We start from the raw sequence: 18,140 nt of genomic DNA on the forward strand, positions 1-18,140 counted from the left end.
TAGAGCTATGGCATTGTTTTATCATGTAGGTGTTTGCACATCGTCCCACTGCTGATCCATGAAATGAGTGAGCCAGTTAAGCGCATAATGTCTTTCATAAATAACACTTGGTATTATACCTCCTCCTACTTCTCTTCCATTAATACGAGCATTTACACACGCCCAGTGCATGCGGTAAGTCATATCCAGAGCATCTAATATTTCTTCTTTGGATCTTAGTTTCACATTAGCTTCAAACTCTTCACGAGTAGGCTGAAAAATAGAGCTGACCACATCAGATACATTGCATATATTATCAGGGTAAATCAAATCATCAAACTTCCCTAGAGACCAAAGTAATACATACAAGCTTTCATACCTCCAGGTAGCATAAGCACGCTGTTCATCAGATAATACATCTGCATTATAAATAAACTGCTCTTGCTCCGTAAAAGAATTTATACCCTTCTCTGCTACAGCTCTTTGCAGGTGTTCTTGCTCTACACCTTCGCCTTTGGCCGATATCACTAATAAGGCATATGCACGGTCTATCACCTCCTTTAGGGCCCGAATCTCTACGCTGCCCTGATCAGGCACACATGGCAAATGCTCGTTTACAGCTATTCCTTTTTCCTTTAAAAACTCACCTGATCGACCTCTCCTAGCCTGCTGTTCTTCAGTGTAATCCTCTTTAGGTTCATCCATATAGGCGGCATTTACATTCACCTCCAGGTCATCTATCTCACAGTTTCCATTAAGATCGATGATCAAATTTAAATCTTTATTTAAAAAATGCTGAGTCTCACTTTTAGTAAACTGATCATTAGGCTGAGCAAAAATAAAACCGTCTAAATCTTGAACTAAGACCCCTATTATAGATTTAAAAGACTCCGTAATTTTAGGCTCTGCCATTAAGGCAATTTCACAGTTCATAGACATGATTTTATAGATAAACTTGTTTTTCACATCCGTATTAGTAGCAGGTAAAGATTGTACAAAGTTAACCATACCAGCCAGGTTCTGCGTAAGTCCACATTCTATCTCTTCCAGTTTATAAGAAGGCGTTTTTCTTTCTCTGTAATTCACCTTCAAACTGCTTCCTACAGATCCTAAAACAGTTACACTTTTCTCCAAGCCATGGTCATCTACTTCTAGCTTCGCATTGGGCAAAATAGACTTAATTACCCCTAGTATTTTTTGAAACTCTAAATAGTGACTATATATCGTACAGTTTTCCATATCGTAGTATTTTATGCTAAGCAATAATACATAATAGCTCCAATCATAAAGAATTATCAGCAGGCTATTCGCCTTATTAATAGCAATTTCACTGATTTCAGGGATGAAAAACGGATTTAAGAAGAGCCATTTAGAAGAAAAACAGCACAGAAAATCTTCAACCTTATAATGTATATGAAGGTTATTTTGGGGTCATGTACAATGGAAACTTATCCTAAAACACAGCTAATTAAGGATTTATTTGGTAATTAGAGACAACATTGCTTCGCAAACCCTAAGTTTGCACTTTAGAATAGAGTATTCCACCTTATACTATGGAGAAGAATTTAACCCTTATAGGAGAAAAATCATTTAATATCCCCCCTGAAAAAACAATTCTTCAGGCCTCTTTAGATGAAGGCGTTCCTTTCAGGTATGAGTGCGGGGCTAAAGCCCGATGTTCTACTTGTAGAATATTAGTAGAAGAAGGTGCTGAAAACCTTTCTCCCATGACTTTAGGCGAACGACATCTAAGAAGTCAGATTAATCTATCAGAAAATGTGCGTCTGGCTTGCCAGACATATGTAAAAAAAGGAACAGTGAAGGTGAGGAGAATTATGAAAGATAAAACTGACTATGAGTTATATATTCGAAAGTCTAACGGAGAACCTGCAAGCATGGGCAAGGAACTACAGCTTTGCCTCTTCTTTCTAGACATGAGAAATTTCACTCGCTTCATGGAACTACACCTGGCCTTTGATGCCATACACCTTATTCGCAAGCTTTTCAATTCTTTCGAAAGAATCATTAATAAATATAATGGCAAAATAATAGAAACGGCGGGCGATGGATTGTATGCCGCCTTTGGTTTTAAAGAACAGCCTATAGAAGCGGCCAATAACGCCGTAAAAAGTGGCTTCGAAATAATAGAAAAACTAAAAGAACTCAATCAGGATTATTTCAATAAGCACTTCGGTGAATTTATACAAATAGGTATTGGCATTCATTATGGCAAAGTAGCCACTGGAGACATTATGTTAGAAGGCCGAAAACACAAGTTGGTAATGGGCTATCCGGTAAACATTGCTGCTCGCATACAAGAGCTTACCAAAAAATATAAAAACAACTTTATTATTTCCGACAAGGTATTTATCCTTCTTCAAAGCCCACCTAAGTCAGAACAAAATACAGAGATCATTAGAGGAACAGGCGAAAGAATCAATATACACGTAATAGGAGAAGACTACAAGCAACCTCTTACGTCTTAAAAAATAGCAGAGGCCAGGGAAGAACCTCTGCTATAACCTCATATTACTCCATAACCAGAGTTAATTCTGCTGATAGCACAAAATCCGTTGTAGTAGATTTATTTTCTACCACTAAAGAATATTCACCGGCAGCTAATGAAGTGTTTTCTTTCACTGAAACTTTTCCAGTTTCCTCGTTTATTGAAAACAACCCCTCTGTATTATCGAGGGAAACTCCTCCTTTAGATATGCTTTTTATACTGAAATGGCCCTTATATTTTTCAGGGTAAAAAGCGGGCTCCATAGTTGCATATTCTTTGCCCAGAGCCATTACCAGTCTGTTCTGAATAACTGTAATATCAAGATCTGGATAATAACTACCGTAAAAAAACTTAGGAGTAGGAACAACCATCACCCTAAATTGCTTACGAGCAACCATATAACCATCTTTCAAGAGGGTAGGCACCATATCGTAAGTCCACTCACTCTTGCCCTCATCTCCGGCATTTTCATCCACTACTATTTTGCCATCCACTAAGTTTACATGACCATCAGGTCTGCCATTAAAAAACAACTCCAGTTTACTGCCTTCTTTTTTTAGAGCTTTATAATCTACAGCATACTCAGACCTAGTACCGTACAAAGCGTAGTCATAAGGTATCTCGTCTGTGTCACTTAAACCTACAATACCCAGATCGGCAGTAGTTACCCTCACCTTAAAGGTAGTTTCCACTGATTTATATCCTTCTTCAGAATCCGCTTTCAAGGTCACATTATACACTTCAGGCAACCTTACATCACTTATTTCTGAATAAACATTGTTAGGGTAAATTTCTGCAGCGTTTATTTGAATCGAATTCTCCGAAGCATTCACAGTTATAGCATTAGCTAGCAAGTTTTGTAAGGTTTGCTCACCCTTCACCTCAATATCATCATTATTACTAAAATCTAGTGATAGCACGACTCCTTCATAATCCTTATACTGCGTAGGCAACATTAGATCTATATTATCACCGTAAGTAACTAATACAGAATCTTTAAGTACTACAGGAGGCAAATAACCTTTATAAGTGACTTGTTCATCATCATTACAGCCGAAAACTGCTAAGATGGCAAGCAAGAAAATACCATTGTATCTCTTTAACATTTTCTCTTTATTAATTGATTTGATTAAGTAAAAAGGATCGTGCACAAACCTGATTCAAATATAGCACTTTCTTTAAACGCAACAACGTTGCATTTAAATTAATGTTTAAAATTTTTCCTTTTTAAATTTAAAGACCCAACAACGAAAATCTCACAGCATGAGACATTTATGATCGATTACAAAAAGTAAAGCGCTGGGCTATGGAATACTGTTCACTACTAAGTCAAGGTGTCTAGTAGGGATAAGACCGGTGAAGTTCAGCTGATGATAACTCAATTGCAGGCAAAGGTTTCAAGCACTTCAATAGATCCCAGAAATAACTTCGAGATTGCTTCACTCCATCTCCTTAGGTTTGCAATAACCAGTTTATTTATAGACGGCCTAAATCAATTAATTACCGTCATCCCGGCCACAGCGAAGTGGAGAGCCGGGATCTCACCGATCTGATAGCAGAACATGAACAGCGAGATTCCTGATATCATTCCGCTATGCTTCATAATTCAGGAATGACGGCTCTTCTTTCTGATTATTACGGAGTAACCCCAAAGCTATGGAAAGCAATTTACCACAATATCAAGAGTATCGACCGTCTACTATTCGACGAGGCTCAGAGCAACTCGATGGTATCTTAATCTTGCTGTACAGTCGTGAGGTGAAATAATATTGGAAAATAGTCCTTTCTCAAGTCCTTAGTGGCAGGTCATCGCTATGAAACGGTTCCGTAAGCGGAAGACCTCACAGCAAGAAAGATTTTTTTGTTACTTTTTTGATCGACTGCAAAAAAGTAAAGAGCCTGGGCTATGGAATGCTATTCAAAGCTTAATCATGCTGACACTGGTTTGGTGAGATTCTGTTTATCATATACATAGACCTTTTCCTTTCGCCAAGGTGTCTAATGGGGATAAGACCGGTTAAGTTCAGCTGATGATAACTCAATTATTGGTAAAGGTTTTAAGCAAAGAATCCATTTGACATCACCAATCATTAAACCCTTTAAAACAAAACATAAGGCAATTTCAACCTCTGCATTTCACTCCTCAATTTATCATTATTACTTGCCTCTTCAATGAAGATTGTATCAGGAGCTTCCTGAACATACCATCGTTCTTCTAACTGAAGAATAGAGTCTTCTGATGGCAACTCTAAATGACTCAGTTTAGAAACTTCACTGTTCGTGTTTTCACTGCTTAACTTTAGCATTAACGCCAGCAAAGCAACTATTAAAAGGGCTAGCAACACTACAAATGCGCCAATAAATCTATATAATCGTCCTTTTTCATCTTTCTTATTAAGCACAATTTGGGCGTTATTTTTACGCAAAGCAGTGCCATTAAACTTCATAACATGAGTATTTAGTTGATTAATATGTAAAATTGAATGTTTAGATTTTACCTGTATTGGTTTGTTCCTGTCATAGCTTCTATGATTAGGACTTGGTGTTATAGGTGATTGCTCTAATTATAGTGAAGTCTCTTTTATTAGACGCACATATAAATCGCTACAATAAAGGTATCTCAGAAAAAGGCCCATAAACCACTGGATTAACTTCATAATCTATGGATGAATCTTCCTCAACGGTAAAGGACATATAATAAGCGTGGGTGTCATTCTTGAAAGAAATATTCCTAACAACATAACTACCATTGACCATCAAGTTTATCGGCAAAGTATCACTCCTCTTTAGGTTGTACAACCAATAGTAGCCTGGATTTTTTTCCTTAAAAAGAACCTCATCCCTTAACTGAACGAGGACACCATCTTTATAAAAAGTTTTAGCATTAACTTCATCATAAACCACACTATCATAATCCAACTTTAATTGAATTGGTGATTTTTTCTCCTTTTCATACAGCATTAGCCCATCACCCACCCCATCTCGAAACGTTAGCCCATCATAATCAACTGCAGCTCGCGGCTTCTTACATGAGCTCAGACCAATGATTATCATAATAACAAAGACAACCTTTTTCATAATTTATCACATCATTTGTGGAGTAAGATTTATCTCCAATACATATAAATAAACTGAAGACAACACACACATCTATTGGAATTAAATAGACAAGGCAATTCCACTCAATGAAGTAACCTTTCATTGCATCTATATGAGACTTATTAAAACCCCACTTCGACCAAATAAATCTATTAATAAAACAACCTGTACACTTATTGGCAGCAGCTCCAACAGTCGACTTTCCAAGATGAGCAGCTCTGTAGGCAATAACACCTACAGAGACTACACAAAGCCCTTAAATCACTTCTTCATCAAAGCATCTCTGATGCCATCCAGGCCTTTGGTCACTTCTTCAATATGACTAAGCATTTGCCCCATTTGATTGCCCATGCCATAGCCTTTGGTACGCTGCTGCTTCATGAAGATTTCTTTTATCTCCAACCAACGCGCCTGGCTTTCAGCGGTTAGGTAGCCATTAAGCTCTTTAAACTTCAGCAAATTGGCTTCAGCTCCGGTGGTGAGGGTCTGAGCTTCATTATTATAATGGCCATTCACCAAAGTGGTCAGCTCATCGTCATTCATCACAGAAAATACTTTCTCTGCAATTTTATTCATATCTCTGTATGACCCCTGCAGCTTAAAGGCTGGCTCTGTTCGGTATTCATCGGCTTGACCTGCTGAGCGGATATACTCCAGGTTTACCTTCAAAATAACATCTCTCACCTTCATCAGCTTTTGGAATACACTCATATATTCTCTCACCTCCTCCTGCGAGTGATTGGTTTCGAACTCAGCGCCTTCCAGCGTATCCTTTTCTGCTGCACTCACTAAGGTATACACATCATCAAGGCTTTTGCCTGCCAACTTATTCAACACCGGGTTAGAAGTGATACAGTTCTCCAGATAACTCAGCTTAAAGGCTGAATCAGAATCTCCGATGATGTCACCCAGGTTATATACATCAGCCCGGTTAGAAAGCATATCAGGGATACGGAACTTCTCACCACTTTCTGTATAAGGGTTTCCAGCCATAACCACACTCACCTTTTTACCTCTGAAGTCGTAAGTTTTACTCTTACCTTTATAAACCCCTTCTATCTTACGCTGAGCATCACAAAGAGAGATAAACTTCTGCAAGAACTCAGGATTACAGTGCTGAATATCATCCAGATAGATCATCACATTATCTCCCATTTCAAAAGCCAGGTTCAGCTTATTAAGCTCTTCACGAGCAGCTGCATTGGGCGCTTCAGCAGGATCAACCGAGGTGACCTGATGTCCAATAGCCGGACCATTGATCTTCATAAAAATCACACCCAATCTATTAGCGATGTATTCCATCAAAGTGGTTTTACCATAACCCGGAGGAGAAATAAGCAAGAGCATACCCATCAAATCAGTACGCTTTCCTTCACCTGCCTCACCAATTTGCTTAGCCAGGTTAGCGCCAATAAGCGGTAAATACACCTCATTAATAAGTTTATTCCTAACAAATGAAGACATCACCCTTGGCTTAAACTCGCCAAGCCTCAGCTCTTCTGTAAAGTCTGCCACCAACTCTTTTTTCAGTGCATTAAACTCCCTATAGGCAGGCACTGTTGTATTTTCAAAGGCTTCTAACTTCAGTAAAAACTGGTTGAAATTCATGTGATATTTACCTTCTTCTACCACCGCATGACTTCCCTGCATACCTTCTATCTCAGCTACTAATGGAATATTAATCACCCTGGGTTGAGCTTTATTTTCCATTAACAACAGGGCCGTTTCCGATATAAACTGAAGCTCGTCTTCACTATCATTAAACTCAGCATAAGCCTGAAGCCATTTTCTGATCATCTGAAACTGATCTTCTTCACGCTTTAATTTCTTTACTGAGTCCTCATATTTTTTGATGGCCTTTTTATCTTTCAAGTAGCCTTGAAAGCTTTCCGACAAAGTCACGGCATCACCAGCCTTCACAAAGTCATTATGATCTTTAATTTCAAAAAATAGATATTCAGCAGCCTTAGCAGCATGACTCAAATCAAACACATCAACCAGCTTACTTTCAATATCCAACTTCACTTCTTCTATCACCTGATAGAATTCTTCCAGATTAGGAAATACATCAATTATTATCCCCAAACCTTTAATTCTGCTATCCAGCAGCTGCTTATATTCCTCATCTACTGCATATTGCCAGTAAAATTGAGCCATAGCACGTGTTTCCGAGGCATACTTCAGCAATCCACCTGATTGATAGAACATAAGTAGTGACTCCAATAAACGAACCGCATCATGATCATGAACACCTTTCATATAGCCTTCATTATACCTCAGAGCCATAAACTTCTGCACATACACAAGCAACTGCTCAGGGGTAAGTTTGTAGAGCTCTGCCAGAGTTTTATGCACAGCTTCTCCATTGGCCTTTTTCTCCCCTGTCTTCAACACTTTATACGCCAGGTATTCGGCACGATATAATTTTTCATTCTCTGATATTACCGCCTGATTCCATACCGCTCTGCTAGAATTGATTCGCTCGTTTTTAATCTCTTCATACAGACTGGTACCAGTAAGATGGAAAAACAAGTTCTCATCTCTGGGCACCACTGTTACTTCCAGTGACTGCGTATTGACTGAGAATTTGTATTTACCAAACTTGATAATATCTTCACCAGACTCAAAAAGTTCATTTTTATCTCTTAACTGCCTGATAGCATCTTCTTTCAGCGCTTTAAGCTTACTTTGCACATCATCAGCCTTTACAGAATCGCCTATTTCCTTGAGCTCTGCTACAATATTGCGCAGCTTCTCTATCATCATGTCTGATGAAAAATAGCCATTGATCTCTGCCGCCGTAGTCATACGTTCCGTTCTACTCTGAGCAGCACTTAGTATTCTGGCAGCTGATTGCTGTAATGAATTAGCGCGTTTATTTCTAGCTTCTACTAATGATACCTTTTTAGATTCAAAGGCATTATATATGTCTTCTCTCTTTTCAGATATCTTCAGCACAAAATCATCAAACTCAGCAAACTTCCCCTCCAGCTCCTCTAACTGCACCATGAGCTTAGCCAGGTACTCGTCACATTTCTTAGGTGTATCAGAAAGATCAAGGTAGTTGGTTACACCTTGTTCCAGAAGTTTAATTTGAGCATTAAACTCAGCCTTGCCCTCAATCAGCATCAGCTCTCGCCTCTTTTTCTTTAAGGCTGCTCTGTTTTTATTCAGAATAGAGAATAAAGCCGATATATTATCAATGATCTGCGTAGTTTGAGTAGCATCAGAAATCTTGAGGTTACTCACAATATCTATGAGCATTTCCAGATCATGAGCTATCTGATCAATTTTCTTCTCTAGCTCATCAATATCTATTACTTTATTAACCTCTTCAATTTCCTGTTCTAGTCCCTTTACCTTGGTTTCATAGTCATCTAAAGCATCATCTCTAAGCAAAAAGCGAACACAGCTATCAGCATATTTAAGGTTGGTTTCCTTAAGCAGCTCCTCATATTTTTCTATCCGTTGCTCATCTGCATAGCGTAATGATTTTAAAGATTCCGTTTCACCTCTGAGCTCGCGCAAGGCATTCAGGTGATTTACAAATTTCTCTAGGCTGGGCTGTGTTTCACGACTGATCTTCTTAGTCATTTCATCCACCCTGGTAAGCACATCATTAACCTGATCAGCCGTATTTTTGCGTATACTTACTACCTTTTCATACTCATCTATAGCTGAAGAAGCTGTTTGACGAATAGCCTTTAACGGCTCCAATGCCTTATAAGCCTCTTCCTTATCCAGCCAATGGTAAGTATCTATTATATCAGTAGACTGCTTTTGCAGATCAGAATAAAGGTTCGCATAGTTCTCCCCTTTTTCTACCAATGTAATTAGCTCATTGCACTCAGCCATGGCACGTACTATCTCCTTATTACCGATCTTAAACAGGTAGGAGTCATTATTCGATACAGACTGAAAATCTGGCCCCGTAAAAGGCGTTTGCCATATTTTGGTAGCATGGTGCTTTTTAGGCTCCTCGTCTGCATTAAAGAAGCACATCTCTCCATTTTCAAAAATGGAATAGCCATGGCAGATGATTGGGTTCTCTACCTTTTGCTGAATAATGTTATAAGGCAGCAATAAATAAATGCCTTGCAAGCGGTTATAAAACACATACAGGTAATCTTCTCCATTTGGTGAGGCGATGGTTTTTTCATAAACCATATCCTTTAGGTTATTGTCAAAAACCTTATAATCACCACTTTGAAGATAATAACCATTAGAAAAGATAATACCCTGATCATCAGGCAAGAGTATGCAGGCATCAGCAATAGCCCTGATATTTCTCGCCTCTTTAAGCTTACTATTAAATACGATATACCTATAGTCTTTTTCCTGATACGGCTTTATCCTCAACAGAATGAGATTACCTAAAATAGCATACATGATCTCTGCATCATCCAGCGTTTGATCAGGGTTATCAACATCTTCATGATACACTCCCTTGCCAGAATCTGTATTATCTTCAACCTTAATTGTAAGATCTCCACCCACCGTTTCTACAAAAACTTTGTCCTCTATGGAAATATGGGGGTACTTGCCTTCTCTATGATAATCTCTGGTAGTTCTTTTCCATTGAAAAGCATGCTGTGCAGGAAAAGCAAACTCATGCTCACTACGATTATCCAAATAGGTAAGCTTCTCTCCTTCTACCAGCCATTTGAAGGCTTTAATATCTGTTACAGACTTCCCAATTCGGAAAATCATGTAAAGATGAGGTCCTATAAGGGCAAATTTAACAAACTGAGTATCTTTATAATATTTATATAATTTCTGAAAGTCCACAACAAATTGCTCATCTGCAATCATGGACATATCCAAGGCGGGAAAAGTATGGTCTTTATATTGATGAATACTGAATACATCAGACAGTTCAACATGGGTTTTTAGACCTAAATGAACATTAAATCCAAATAAAAAATGATTGCCAATAGGCACCATATCCCAAGGAATACAGTTATGCTCAGTGGTAATGCGCTCAGTAGCAATCAGCTTAGTTTCTAATGAGCCAAAAACCTGCTTTCTTGACTCATTAAGTTTATTTAATACTTGAGACAGTTCTTTAGTGCTAGCTTCTAATCGGTTTTTTAAAACCTCATAGGTGCCGCCTTCTAGTGTCACTTGTGATGGGTTATTATTTTCTGTCTGTTCCTGAGACATAGTCAATAGATTTAAGCCGGGTAAGCCGGGAAATAATTATTGAGAACATGGGTGAGATGAAAAACTTTGAGTATGGCTTGCAACCACCGTTTCACCTCACATGCTCATGAATAAATCGGATAATTTTAAGAGTAGAATCTATTGGCTGTGTGAGATAAAACCACACAGCCAGAATTCCATTGCTTCGCTTAAATCAGCCCCAATGTTCTGGGAGTTTCATTATCCAATCCCGCAGATTTAGCAACGCTCATCATTTGACGCAGGCTGTTTTTCACAGAATCATCCTGAGTACTGCCCATCATCTTGAATAGTAATGCTGATATAGTGATGTTTTTCACATCTTCCGATGTAAGGTTAAAACTTTTCAGCAGCTCTCCTACATTTTCCTTGAAAGAGCTTCCTCCATCAGTACTTAAAAAGGCCGATTTTACATCTGTAGCTACTTCACTACCATTAATAAAGGCATCTATCGATTTTCCTTTAGCTACAGAACCCGCTATTTGGTTAAAGAACATGCTTTCTCCGCCTATGATATCAATCTTAGCAGACTTCATAGCCTCTGCCAGAACAAGAGCCTGAGCCTCTGCTATATGCTTACTCACATCAATCTGAGCTAATTCTATGACTCTATCTTTCTCAAGTTTAAGCTTGAACTCTTCATGTTCCACACCTGCACCATCCAGTGCTTTCATGGCCGCCGCTTTCTGCTTGATACCTTCTGCATCAGCTTTGAACTTCTCCGCCATTACTCTGGCTTCTGCCATACCTTTTTTCTCATCAGCAACCGCTTTCACTTCAGTCACTTCAGCATCAGCAGTTCCTTTTTCACGCGTTACTTTAGCAGCCACAAATCCGAGTTTCTCATCTGCCTCAGATTGTGCAATAGCTTTCAATCTTATGCCTTTAGCTTCAGCGTCAGCCTTCATTTCTATTACAGAAGCTTCAGACTCTCCTTCTTTCTCTTTGGCTTCCGCTTTGGCAGACATCACTTGTGCCTCAGACATACCTATAGCTGCTTTTTGTGCTGCTTCTGCGTCAGCCAATGTTTTGATAGCTTCAGCTTTATGATTAGCAGCTGCTTTCTCAGCCTCTGCATCTATTAACGATTTCTTAGCTAGTGAATCAGCTGCTTGTCGGGCTGCTTCTGCCGCTTTTATCTCTTGAACTAAAGCTTCTTCAGCTTTCTGCTCTGCAATGGTAATAGCTACCATCTTATTTCTATCGGCTTCTGCCTGAGCACGAGTATCTTTAATTTTCTCTTCTTCAGCCACAGTTGCTTTCTCCACGGTAACACGCTCACGAATCACTTCTTGAATGTTTCTACGCTCTACTTCAAGTGACTTTTCTTTGTCTATACGAGCCAGCTCCACTACTCTTTCTCTTTCAGTAGCCTCAAGTGCTCTTGCCTGCTCTACTCTTTCAGTTTCTACAGCCTCCGTTTTCTCCTTATTTTTCAGAGCCACCACTATTTGTCTCAGCTTATTCTCTTCAGCTACACCTACTTCCTCTTCCGTAGCTATACGAGCCTGAGCAGCTTTCATTTCATTTTCCTGACGAACCTTCTCTATCTCCGCCGATTCTCTTGATCGGATATTTTCAATCTCTCTACGCTGCTGCTCTTCTTTTTCAGTCTGCTGCTTCTCCAGCTCCAAAATGGTTTCCCTGGCTTCAACATCCTGCTTTTTAATGGTTTTTTCTTTCTCTCTTTCTATAAGGTTAGACTTGATCTTCTCAGTAGATGTGAGCTCAATAATCTTCTTAATACCTTGAGCATCAAGAATATTACTTTCATTAAGATCATGAATAGAGGTTTGTTCTACGTAATCAATAGCGCAGTCATCCAGGATATACCCATTGAGATCCGTACCTATTTCATCTAATATTCTCTCTTTAAATGCAGCCCTGGAGTTATACAGTTCTACAAATTCAAAGTGCTTACCTACCGTTTTTAAAGCTTCAGAAAATTTAGCATCAAATAGCATTTCCAGCTGATCTATGTCAGAAGCACGCTTACAACCTATGCTTTGAGCCACATGAATTACATCTTCAGTAGTTTTATTTACTCTTATGAAAAAGCTCACTTTAATATCGGCTCTCATATTATCTTTACATATAAGGCCATCTTTACCCAATCTGGATATAGTAAGACTTTTGAGAGTAATATCCATAATTTCTAACTTATGGATAACGGGTACAATGAAGATCCCAGAGAATGAAACTTTAGCTCCTCCCTGGCCGGTTTTAATAAGCGCTTCTCCTTGAACCGCCTTCTTATACATTTTGACGATGACAACAACTATCGCCAAAAGAACAAGACCTACTACCAGTATAGCAGTATAGATTGATGATAACATATTATGTAGTTTAAATTATTAATTATAAGGTTCGATTAAGTATAAGTTGAGATCCTGATTGTACTCTAACACGAGTCCAGTATCTCCTTTTTGCATCTCCATGCCTTTAATGGTCCTCACACTTAGTATGTGAGGAGCTCCATTAGTTTTCACTTGGGCTTGTCCTGTTTTACTCTCTGTGGCAGCTATAGTTATAGCACATATTTTACCTATTATACTATCGTATTCATTCTCCTTTTCCAGCTTTTGATAAAGCTTAACAAAGGGATAAGTAAGAATTTTAGTTATAAAAAGACCAACAAATAGACTCCCAAACAATACAAATAGACCTATTAAAAATGAGGAATTACCTATGAAATAATTGATGTTTATGCACAATAACCAAGTTGGAATAATCCAAAATGAGAGAAAGATCATAAAAGGTATCTTTCCGAGGTTAAAAAATGACAATATTGAATTTAACCAGATAACAGAACTGCCTTCAACTTCCACATCGGCATCAGCATCTACGTCTACATCCATATCAAAATCAAAAACATCTATATCGAAAATTCCGATGATGACCGTGACCCAATAGATCACAATGAAAATAGACAAAGCGGTTATAATTATGTTCGCAGGGTTCACTGCTACTTCAAGTAATTCACCCATTTTAATTTTATTTATTCTTCTTTTTTAATTCCAATTTTAGCTTTTAGCTTAGCCAGCTCATCACTAGCACTTGCACTACCTGTTTCAGCCAGTTTTCTATCTATTTCTTCATCAATACTTCTGCTCTCATTAGCTATTTCTCCATAAGACTCCGCCAAAGCTTCTTCTTGAGCCACCTTATCCTTCATCCTCTCTAGCATAGACACTGTACTGCTTGAGTCAATCTGAGCCATTTGCTTATTGATATTTTTGGTGGCAGTACTCACTTTAACTCTTGCCTTCAAGGTCTTCAATTCATTTTCCCATTTAGCTATGGTACTTCTCAATCTTTTGACATTGCTCTCTAATTTAGCAACAGAATCATCATATTGCTGCTGCTCTCCCATAGATCTTGATACATGTTTCAAGTTTTCTTCTTTTTGTATCAAAGCCTCAGAAGCTAATCTATCGGCCTCTGAAGATTCTATTTCTCCTTTCTCTGCTCTTTGTAATAGCATTATAGCCTTTTGCTCATAATCTTGTGCTTTAGACTTATAAGTCTGCACATCATTTTTAGACCTTATAGCCATAGCTTTTACCTGAGCCAAAGCATTTAAAGCTTTGTCAAGGTCTTCTTTCATATCTCTAATACCTTGTTCTGTGAGCTTTATAGGATCTTCTAATTTATCAATTGCTGAATGGGCTTCTGACTGCCCTATCTTAAATAATCTTCCAAAGATATTCATGTCTTCTAATTTTTAGTGTTTTGACAATTCAATTAACTCATTTGAAAATTCGCTAAGCAATAGGCCCAATGAGTTAAAAACGGCCTCTAGCTCATTAAAGTCAAGGTTTTCGAGTTGTAAAGTATCTCTAAAAATGACTTTCTTCCCAGTATCATCCAGCACAAAGGCTCCGTGTATAATGTCTCTGTTTTTCTGCATGAGTCTGATGTAAGTACTTGCTGAGGTATCCTTCACTTCAAAAATGAATTGTTCTAATATCAAAATAGGATCAGCGCAGCCCAGTACCATGTTACTAACCCCTGACCGCTCATCACTCACTACGAAAACACATTCATCTTCGCTTTCATAAGTGATATCAAAATCAAGGTCTATCAGGTATTCTCGTACTTTTTTAAAATATTCGTTCATGTAGAATAGTATTAATACTTAAAAAAGATCAAAAGTAATTCAATTTATACGAATAAATCAAAATTCACATTTCAATTCATTCTAAAATTTCAGGGTGGTATGTCATTATAGTGTTTCATAATTCAATAATAATAAATTAATTCTATTTTTACTAGCGTTGCTCATTTTATTAGCAATCATTTATTTATATTTACGCTAGCATTTTAAAAAAGGTTATACCATTTTTGAAAAATATTTCTACTAAACGGTATTATGTCATTTATAGGAAAGAATATCAAGAAAATCAGGGCGGTCAAAAAAATGAGCCAATCAGACTTCGCACAGCTGTTCAACCTGGCTCGCCCAAGTGTAGGTGCTTACGAGGAAGGAAGAACGGAGCCTAAAATTGAGACCCTCATACAAATAGCAAAGCATTTTGAGCTTTCGATAGACACTCTACTCACTAAAGAGCTCACGATCAACGAACTATACAAATTCGATATTTTTAAAAAAGAATTCTCAAGGGAGGAAAAAGAAGCCATTACTGATAAGGATGATGTTGCCGAGCAAACGCCATTTATATCTTTAGAAAAGCATTTAGATTATATTGTGAGCTTTCAAAACAAAGACTTCATCAATAAACTACCTGCAATCCATTTTCCCTTCACCCAACATAAGAAGTCCAGGGCCTTCCAGATCAATGGCAATGAGATGGTAGTAGAGAACCAAGGCATACATCATAAAGACATCTTACTCTGCTTGCCCACTACTATTGAAGATGTAGAGAAAGGCCTTTTATATGTTATCATCACTAAGAATGACATTCTGGTGAGGCGTTTTTCCAGACACAACACGTCATATGTTTTCAAAGCCGACAACCCTGCCTTTGATTCTTTGAGAGTTCAAGCCAACGAAATACTAGAAATTTGGAAAGCAGATGCTATTTTTAGTAAAAATCTGGAATCTCCTTCCAGGCTCGAAGAAAGGGTAAGCACTCTGGAAGAACAGGTAAAGAAGCTACTTACTGAATTAGGATAAGAGATTTCTAATCACAAAAAAAGGCCGATTGATTGCAATCGGCCTTAGTATATATAATATTTTAATTTAATGTCTTATACGTAATTGTTAAGCATTACAGGCATCACCAACATAAGAATGTCTTCATTATCACTTTTATCGGTAGGTATTAAAAGCCCAGCTTTATTCGGCTCAGAAAGTCTCAACTCTACTTTATCAGAATCTACATTATTAAGCATTTCGATAAGGAATTTAGCATTGAAGCCTATTTCTATATCTTCTCCATCATGCTCACATGATAATCTCTCATTTGCCTCATTAGCAAAGTCCAAATCTTCCGCAGAAATCTGAAGTTCACTACCAGTGATCTTAAGCCTTACCTGGTGTGTGGTTTTATTGGCGTAAATAGCGATCCTCTTCAAAGAGCTCAACAACTCTGAGCGATCGATAAACATGGTATTAGTATTATCTACTGGAATTACGTTTTCATAATCAGGGAAACGCTCATCTATCAGCCTACATATCATTCTGATATTATTGAATCGGAAGAAAGCATTCGACACGTTAAACTCTACCGAAACATTGGTATTTTCAGATGGTAATGTAGATTTAAGCAAGTTAAGCGCCTTTCTTGGAATGATGATAGCATTACCATTTTCAGAAGCCACATCCACCCTTCTATATCTTATCAACCTATGACCATCCGTAGAAACAAAGGTAGTGTTAGTATCAGTAAGATTCATATACACACCTGTCATAGCTGGCCTTAACTCATCATTACTGGTAGCGAATATAGTATTGTTAATAGCGCTGCTCAGCACTTCAGTAGACATATCTACAGAAAAATCATCAGAAACGGTAGGCACCTTAGGGAAATCAGTAGCATTTTCACCAGCAAGCTTATATCGACCATTATCACTGCTAATTTCCACACTGTACGTATCTTCATCAATTGAAAAAGTTACCGGCTGCTCCGGCAGGTTTTTCAAGGTCTCCAATAATATCTTAGCTGGCACAGCTATGTTACCGTTCTCTTTGGATTCCACCTCTATCTCAGTGATCATAGACGTCTGCAAGTCTGATGCCGTAACTGTAAGCTTACCTTCTTCAATTTCAAAAAGGAAATTTTCAAGAATAGGCACTACCGGATTGGTAGTAATTACACCATTGATACTAGCTAGCTGCTTTAAAAGTGATGATGACGAGACTATAAATTTCATTACTGATGTCGATTACGTATAGTTAAGTTTAAAACTCGGTAAAGTTAAAAATAAAATCATTCACAAGAAACGTTATATTTTTAAATCGGCTGTTTCTTTTTCTTAAAAAAACCTTTAGGACGCAAAATTTTACGCATCTTGGAAAGATCAAATATAGCATAATCAGTAGAATCTTTTCTACCAATTATCTCTCGATTATTTTCCAATGCCTGATACACTTCCAGTGTATAAATCTTATCCGCTACATCGTGTACCATGATTATAGCTTGAGGCTCTTGATCTACTAACTCCTGATACTCTGCTACTTCCTTTTGATTAAGGAAGTCATTAGCATAGAGCAACGATACATCATCAAGAAAATCGGTAAGCCTCGAGGAGTCTGTTTCAACAAGCCCCCTTACCTCATAAAAGCTAGAGTCAAAGCCCACGGAAAAACCATTATCAGGATGTTCGCTATAGGCTACTTCTACTCCTTTTAGATTCGCCCAATTAAAATCGAAAATTCGTGGATTTCTCCATCCATTCTGATCTAATTCATAAATACCAGCCAAATAACTTCTATATCCGGGTATTTCCACAATATACGCCTGAGATCCAGGACTTTCAGCCATATAGGTGATTTTATTTTCATTATCACCCAATACATAGAAATCTTTCACAGCATTAGCCCCTTCAAAATAAGTCACATGGACACCTTTCTCTTCAAAGGCCTGCTGCAATGAGTCTTGCTGCTGCCTAGCGGCCATTCTACGTACCCTCTGCTGCTTAAGTAGAGCAAAAACAACACTCACACGCTGTGGATCAGCATCATAAGCATTATTCAACTGCCACTGGGCACCATTAAAAGTAAGGTTGTTTTTTTCTTCACCTTGTTCAAAAACTACTTGACCAATAGCCGAAGGATCTTCATAAGCAAAAATAGTCCTATCTACCTCCAGCTTATCGGCGGGCCTAGTCACATAATAAGCCACCACGGTAGCTATCATCAGAAGTACCAGCACCACTATCAGCTTTATATTTCTTTTTCTTTGCATGAACT

At 38.1% G+C, this 18,140-nt stretch carries 13 protein-coding genes; 2 read left to right on the forward strand and 11 right to left on the reverse strand.

Annotated features, from left to right (window positions below):
* Positions 1 to 21: 21 nt before the first annotated feature.
* Positions 22 to 1,218, reverse strand: coding sequence for a DUF4272 domain-containing protein (locus JL102_RS08410; protein ID WP_202243944.1), 1,197 nt, complete (start codon positions 1,216 to 1,218; stop codon positions 22 to 24).
* A gap of 314 nt (positions 1,219 to 1,532) precedes the next feature.
* Between JL102_RS08410 and JL102_RS08415 the strand changes: the two genes are divergently transcribed.
* Positions 1,533 to 2,465, forward strand: a complete 933-nt coding sequence (locus JL102_RS08415) for an adenylate/guanylate cyclase domain-containing protein (RefSeq protein ID WP_202243945.1) — start codon at positions 1,533 to 1,535, stop codon at positions 2,463 to 2,465.
* A gap of 43 nt (positions 2,466 to 2,508) precedes the next feature.
* Here JL102_RS08415 and JL102_RS08420 read toward each other — a convergent pair whose 3' ends face one another.
* The 8 genes from JL102_RS08420 to JL102_RS08455 form a co-directional block, all read right to left on the reverse strand.
* Complete coding sequence (locus JL102_RS08420) at positions 2,509 to 3,591, reverse strand: hypothetical protein (RefSeq protein WP_202243946.1); 1,083 nt, start codon at positions 3,589 to 3,591, stop codon at positions 2,509 to 2,511.
* A 993-nt stretch (positions 3,592 to 4,584) separates the two neighbouring features.
* Positions 4,585 to 4,932 (reverse strand): hypothetical protein, encoded by a 348-nt coding sequence (locus JL102_RS08425; protein WP_202243947.1) that lies wholly within the window; start codon positions 4,930 to 4,932, stop codon positions 4,585 to 4,587.
* A gap of 157 nt (positions 4,933 to 5,089) precedes the next feature.
* The gene (locus JL102_RS08430; protein ID WP_202243948.1) at positions 5,090 to 5,563 is read right to left on the reverse strand and encodes a hypothetical protein; all 474 of its coding nucleotides are present in this window, start codon (positions 5,561 to 5,563) and stop codon (positions 5,090 to 5,092) included.
* A gap of 282 nt (positions 5,564 to 5,845) precedes the next feature.
* The gene (locus JL102_RS08435) at positions 5,846 to 10,747 is read right to left on the reverse strand and encodes a DNA repair ATPase (protein WP_202243949.1); all 4,902 of its coding nucleotides are present in this window, start codon (positions 10,745 to 10,747) and stop codon (positions 5,846 to 5,848) included.
* Positions 10,748 to 10,935: 188 nt separating this feature from the next.
* The gene (locus tag JL102_RS08440) at positions 10,936 to 13,101 is read right to left on the reverse strand and encodes a flotillin family protein (protein WP_202243950.1); all 2,166 of its coding nucleotides are present in this window, start codon (positions 13,099 to 13,101) and stop codon (positions 10,936 to 10,938) included.
* Positions 13,102 to 13,119: 18 nt separating this feature from the next.
* Positions 13,120 to 13,752 carry an OB-fold-containig protein gene (locus tag JL102_RS08445; protein WP_202243951.1) on the reverse strand — a complete coding sequence of 211 codons (633 nt, stop codon included), beginning with the start codon at positions 13,750 to 13,752 and terminating at the stop codon, positions 13,120 to 13,122.
* A gap of 11 nt (positions 13,753 to 13,763) precedes the next feature.
* Positions 13,764 to 14,477, reverse strand: a complete 714-nt coding sequence (locus JL102_RS08450; RefSeq protein WP_202243952.1) for a PspA/IM30 family protein — start codon at positions 14,475 to 14,477, stop codon at positions 13,764 to 13,766.
* A 12-nt stretch (positions 14,478 to 14,489) separates the two neighbouring features.
* A complete protein-coding gene (locus tag JL102_RS08455; protein ID WP_202243953.1) occupies positions 14,490 to 14,885 on the reverse strand; it encodes a YbjN domain-containing protein in 396 nt (131 codons plus the stop codon).
* A gap of 252 nt (positions 14,886 to 15,137) precedes the next feature.
* On the opposite strand from JL102_RS08455, the gene JL102_RS08460 reads away from it, so the two are divergent.
* Positions 15,138 to 15,902, forward strand: coding sequence for an XRE family transcriptional regulator (locus tag JL102_RS08460; RefSeq protein ID WP_202243954.1), 765 nt, complete (start codon positions 15,138 to 15,140; stop codon positions 15,900 to 15,902).
* A gap of 74 nt (positions 15,903 to 15,976) precedes the next feature.
* Here JL102_RS08460 and dnaN read toward each other — a convergent pair whose 3' ends face one another.
* Entirely contained in the window at positions 15,977 to 17,101 is a 1,125-nt protein-coding gene (gene dnaN, locus JL102_RS08465; RefSeq protein WP_202243955.1) for a DNA polymerase III subunit beta, read from the reverse strand.
* 80 nt (positions 17,102 to 17,181) lie between these two features.
* On the reverse strand, positions 17,182 to 18,135 hold the full coding sequence (locus tag JL102_RS08470; RefSeq protein ID WP_202243956.1) for a DUF4340 domain-containing protein: 954 nt from the start codon (positions 18,133 to 18,135) through the stop codon (positions 17,182 to 17,184).
* Positions 18,136 to 18,140 lie beyond the last annotated feature (5 nt).

This window comes from Fulvivirga sediminis (genome assembly GCF_016757215.1).
In the GTDB taxonomy this organism is placed as follows: Bacteria; Bacteroidota; Bacteroidia; order Cytophagales; family Cyclobacteriaceae; genus Fulvivirga; species Fulvivirga sediminis.

Coding starts and splice junctions, on each gene's coding strand:
- JL102_RS08410 (WP_202243944.1), bottom strand. CDS start 1,218: ATGGAAAACTGTACGATATATAGTCACTATTTAGAGTTTCAAAAAATA.
- JL102_RS08415 (WP_202243945.1), top strand. CDS start 1,533: ATGGAGAAGAATTTAACCCTTATAGGAGAAAAATCATTTAATATCCCC.
- JL102_RS08420 (WP_202243946.1), bottom strand. CDS start 3,591: ATGTTAAAGAGATACAATGGTATTTTCTTGCTTGCCATCTTAGCAGTT.
- JL102_RS08425 (WP_202243947.1), bottom strand. CDS start 4,932: ATGAAGTTTAATGGCACTGCTTTGCGTAAAAATAACGCCCAAATTGTG.
- JL102_RS08430 (WP_202243948.1), bottom strand. CDS start 5,563: ATGAAAAAGGTTGTCTTTGTTATTATGATAATCATTGGTCTGAGCTCA.
- JL102_RS08435 (WP_202243949.1), bottom strand. CDS start 10,747: ATGTCTCAGGAACAGACAGAAAATAATAACCCATCACAAGTGACACTA.
- JL102_RS08440 (WP_202243950.1), bottom strand. CDS start 13,101: ATGTTATCATCAATCTATACTGCTATACTGGTAGTAGGTCTTGTTCTT.
- JL102_RS08445 (WP_202243951.1), bottom strand. CDS start 13,752: ATGGGTGAATTACTTGAAGTAGCAGTGAACCCTGCGAACATAATTATA.
- JL102_RS08450 (WP_202243952.1), bottom strand. CDS start 14,477: ATGAATATCTTTGGAAGATTATTTAAGATAGGGCAGTCAGAAGCCCAT.
- JL102_RS08455 (WP_202243953.1), bottom strand. CDS start 14,885: ATGAACGAATATTTTAAAAAAGTACGAGAATACCTGATAGACCTTGAT.
- JL102_RS08460 (WP_202243954.1), top strand. CDS start 15,138: ATGTCATTTATAGGAAAGAATATCAAGAAAATCAGGGCGGTCAAAAAA.
- dnaN (WP_202243955.1), bottom strand. CDS start 17,101: ATGAAATTTATAGTCTCGTCATCATCACTTTTAAAGCAGCTAGCTAGT.
- JL102_RS08470 (WP_202243956.1), bottom strand. CDS start 18,135: ATGCAAAGAAAAAGAAATATAAAGCTGATAGTGGTGCTGGTACTTCTG.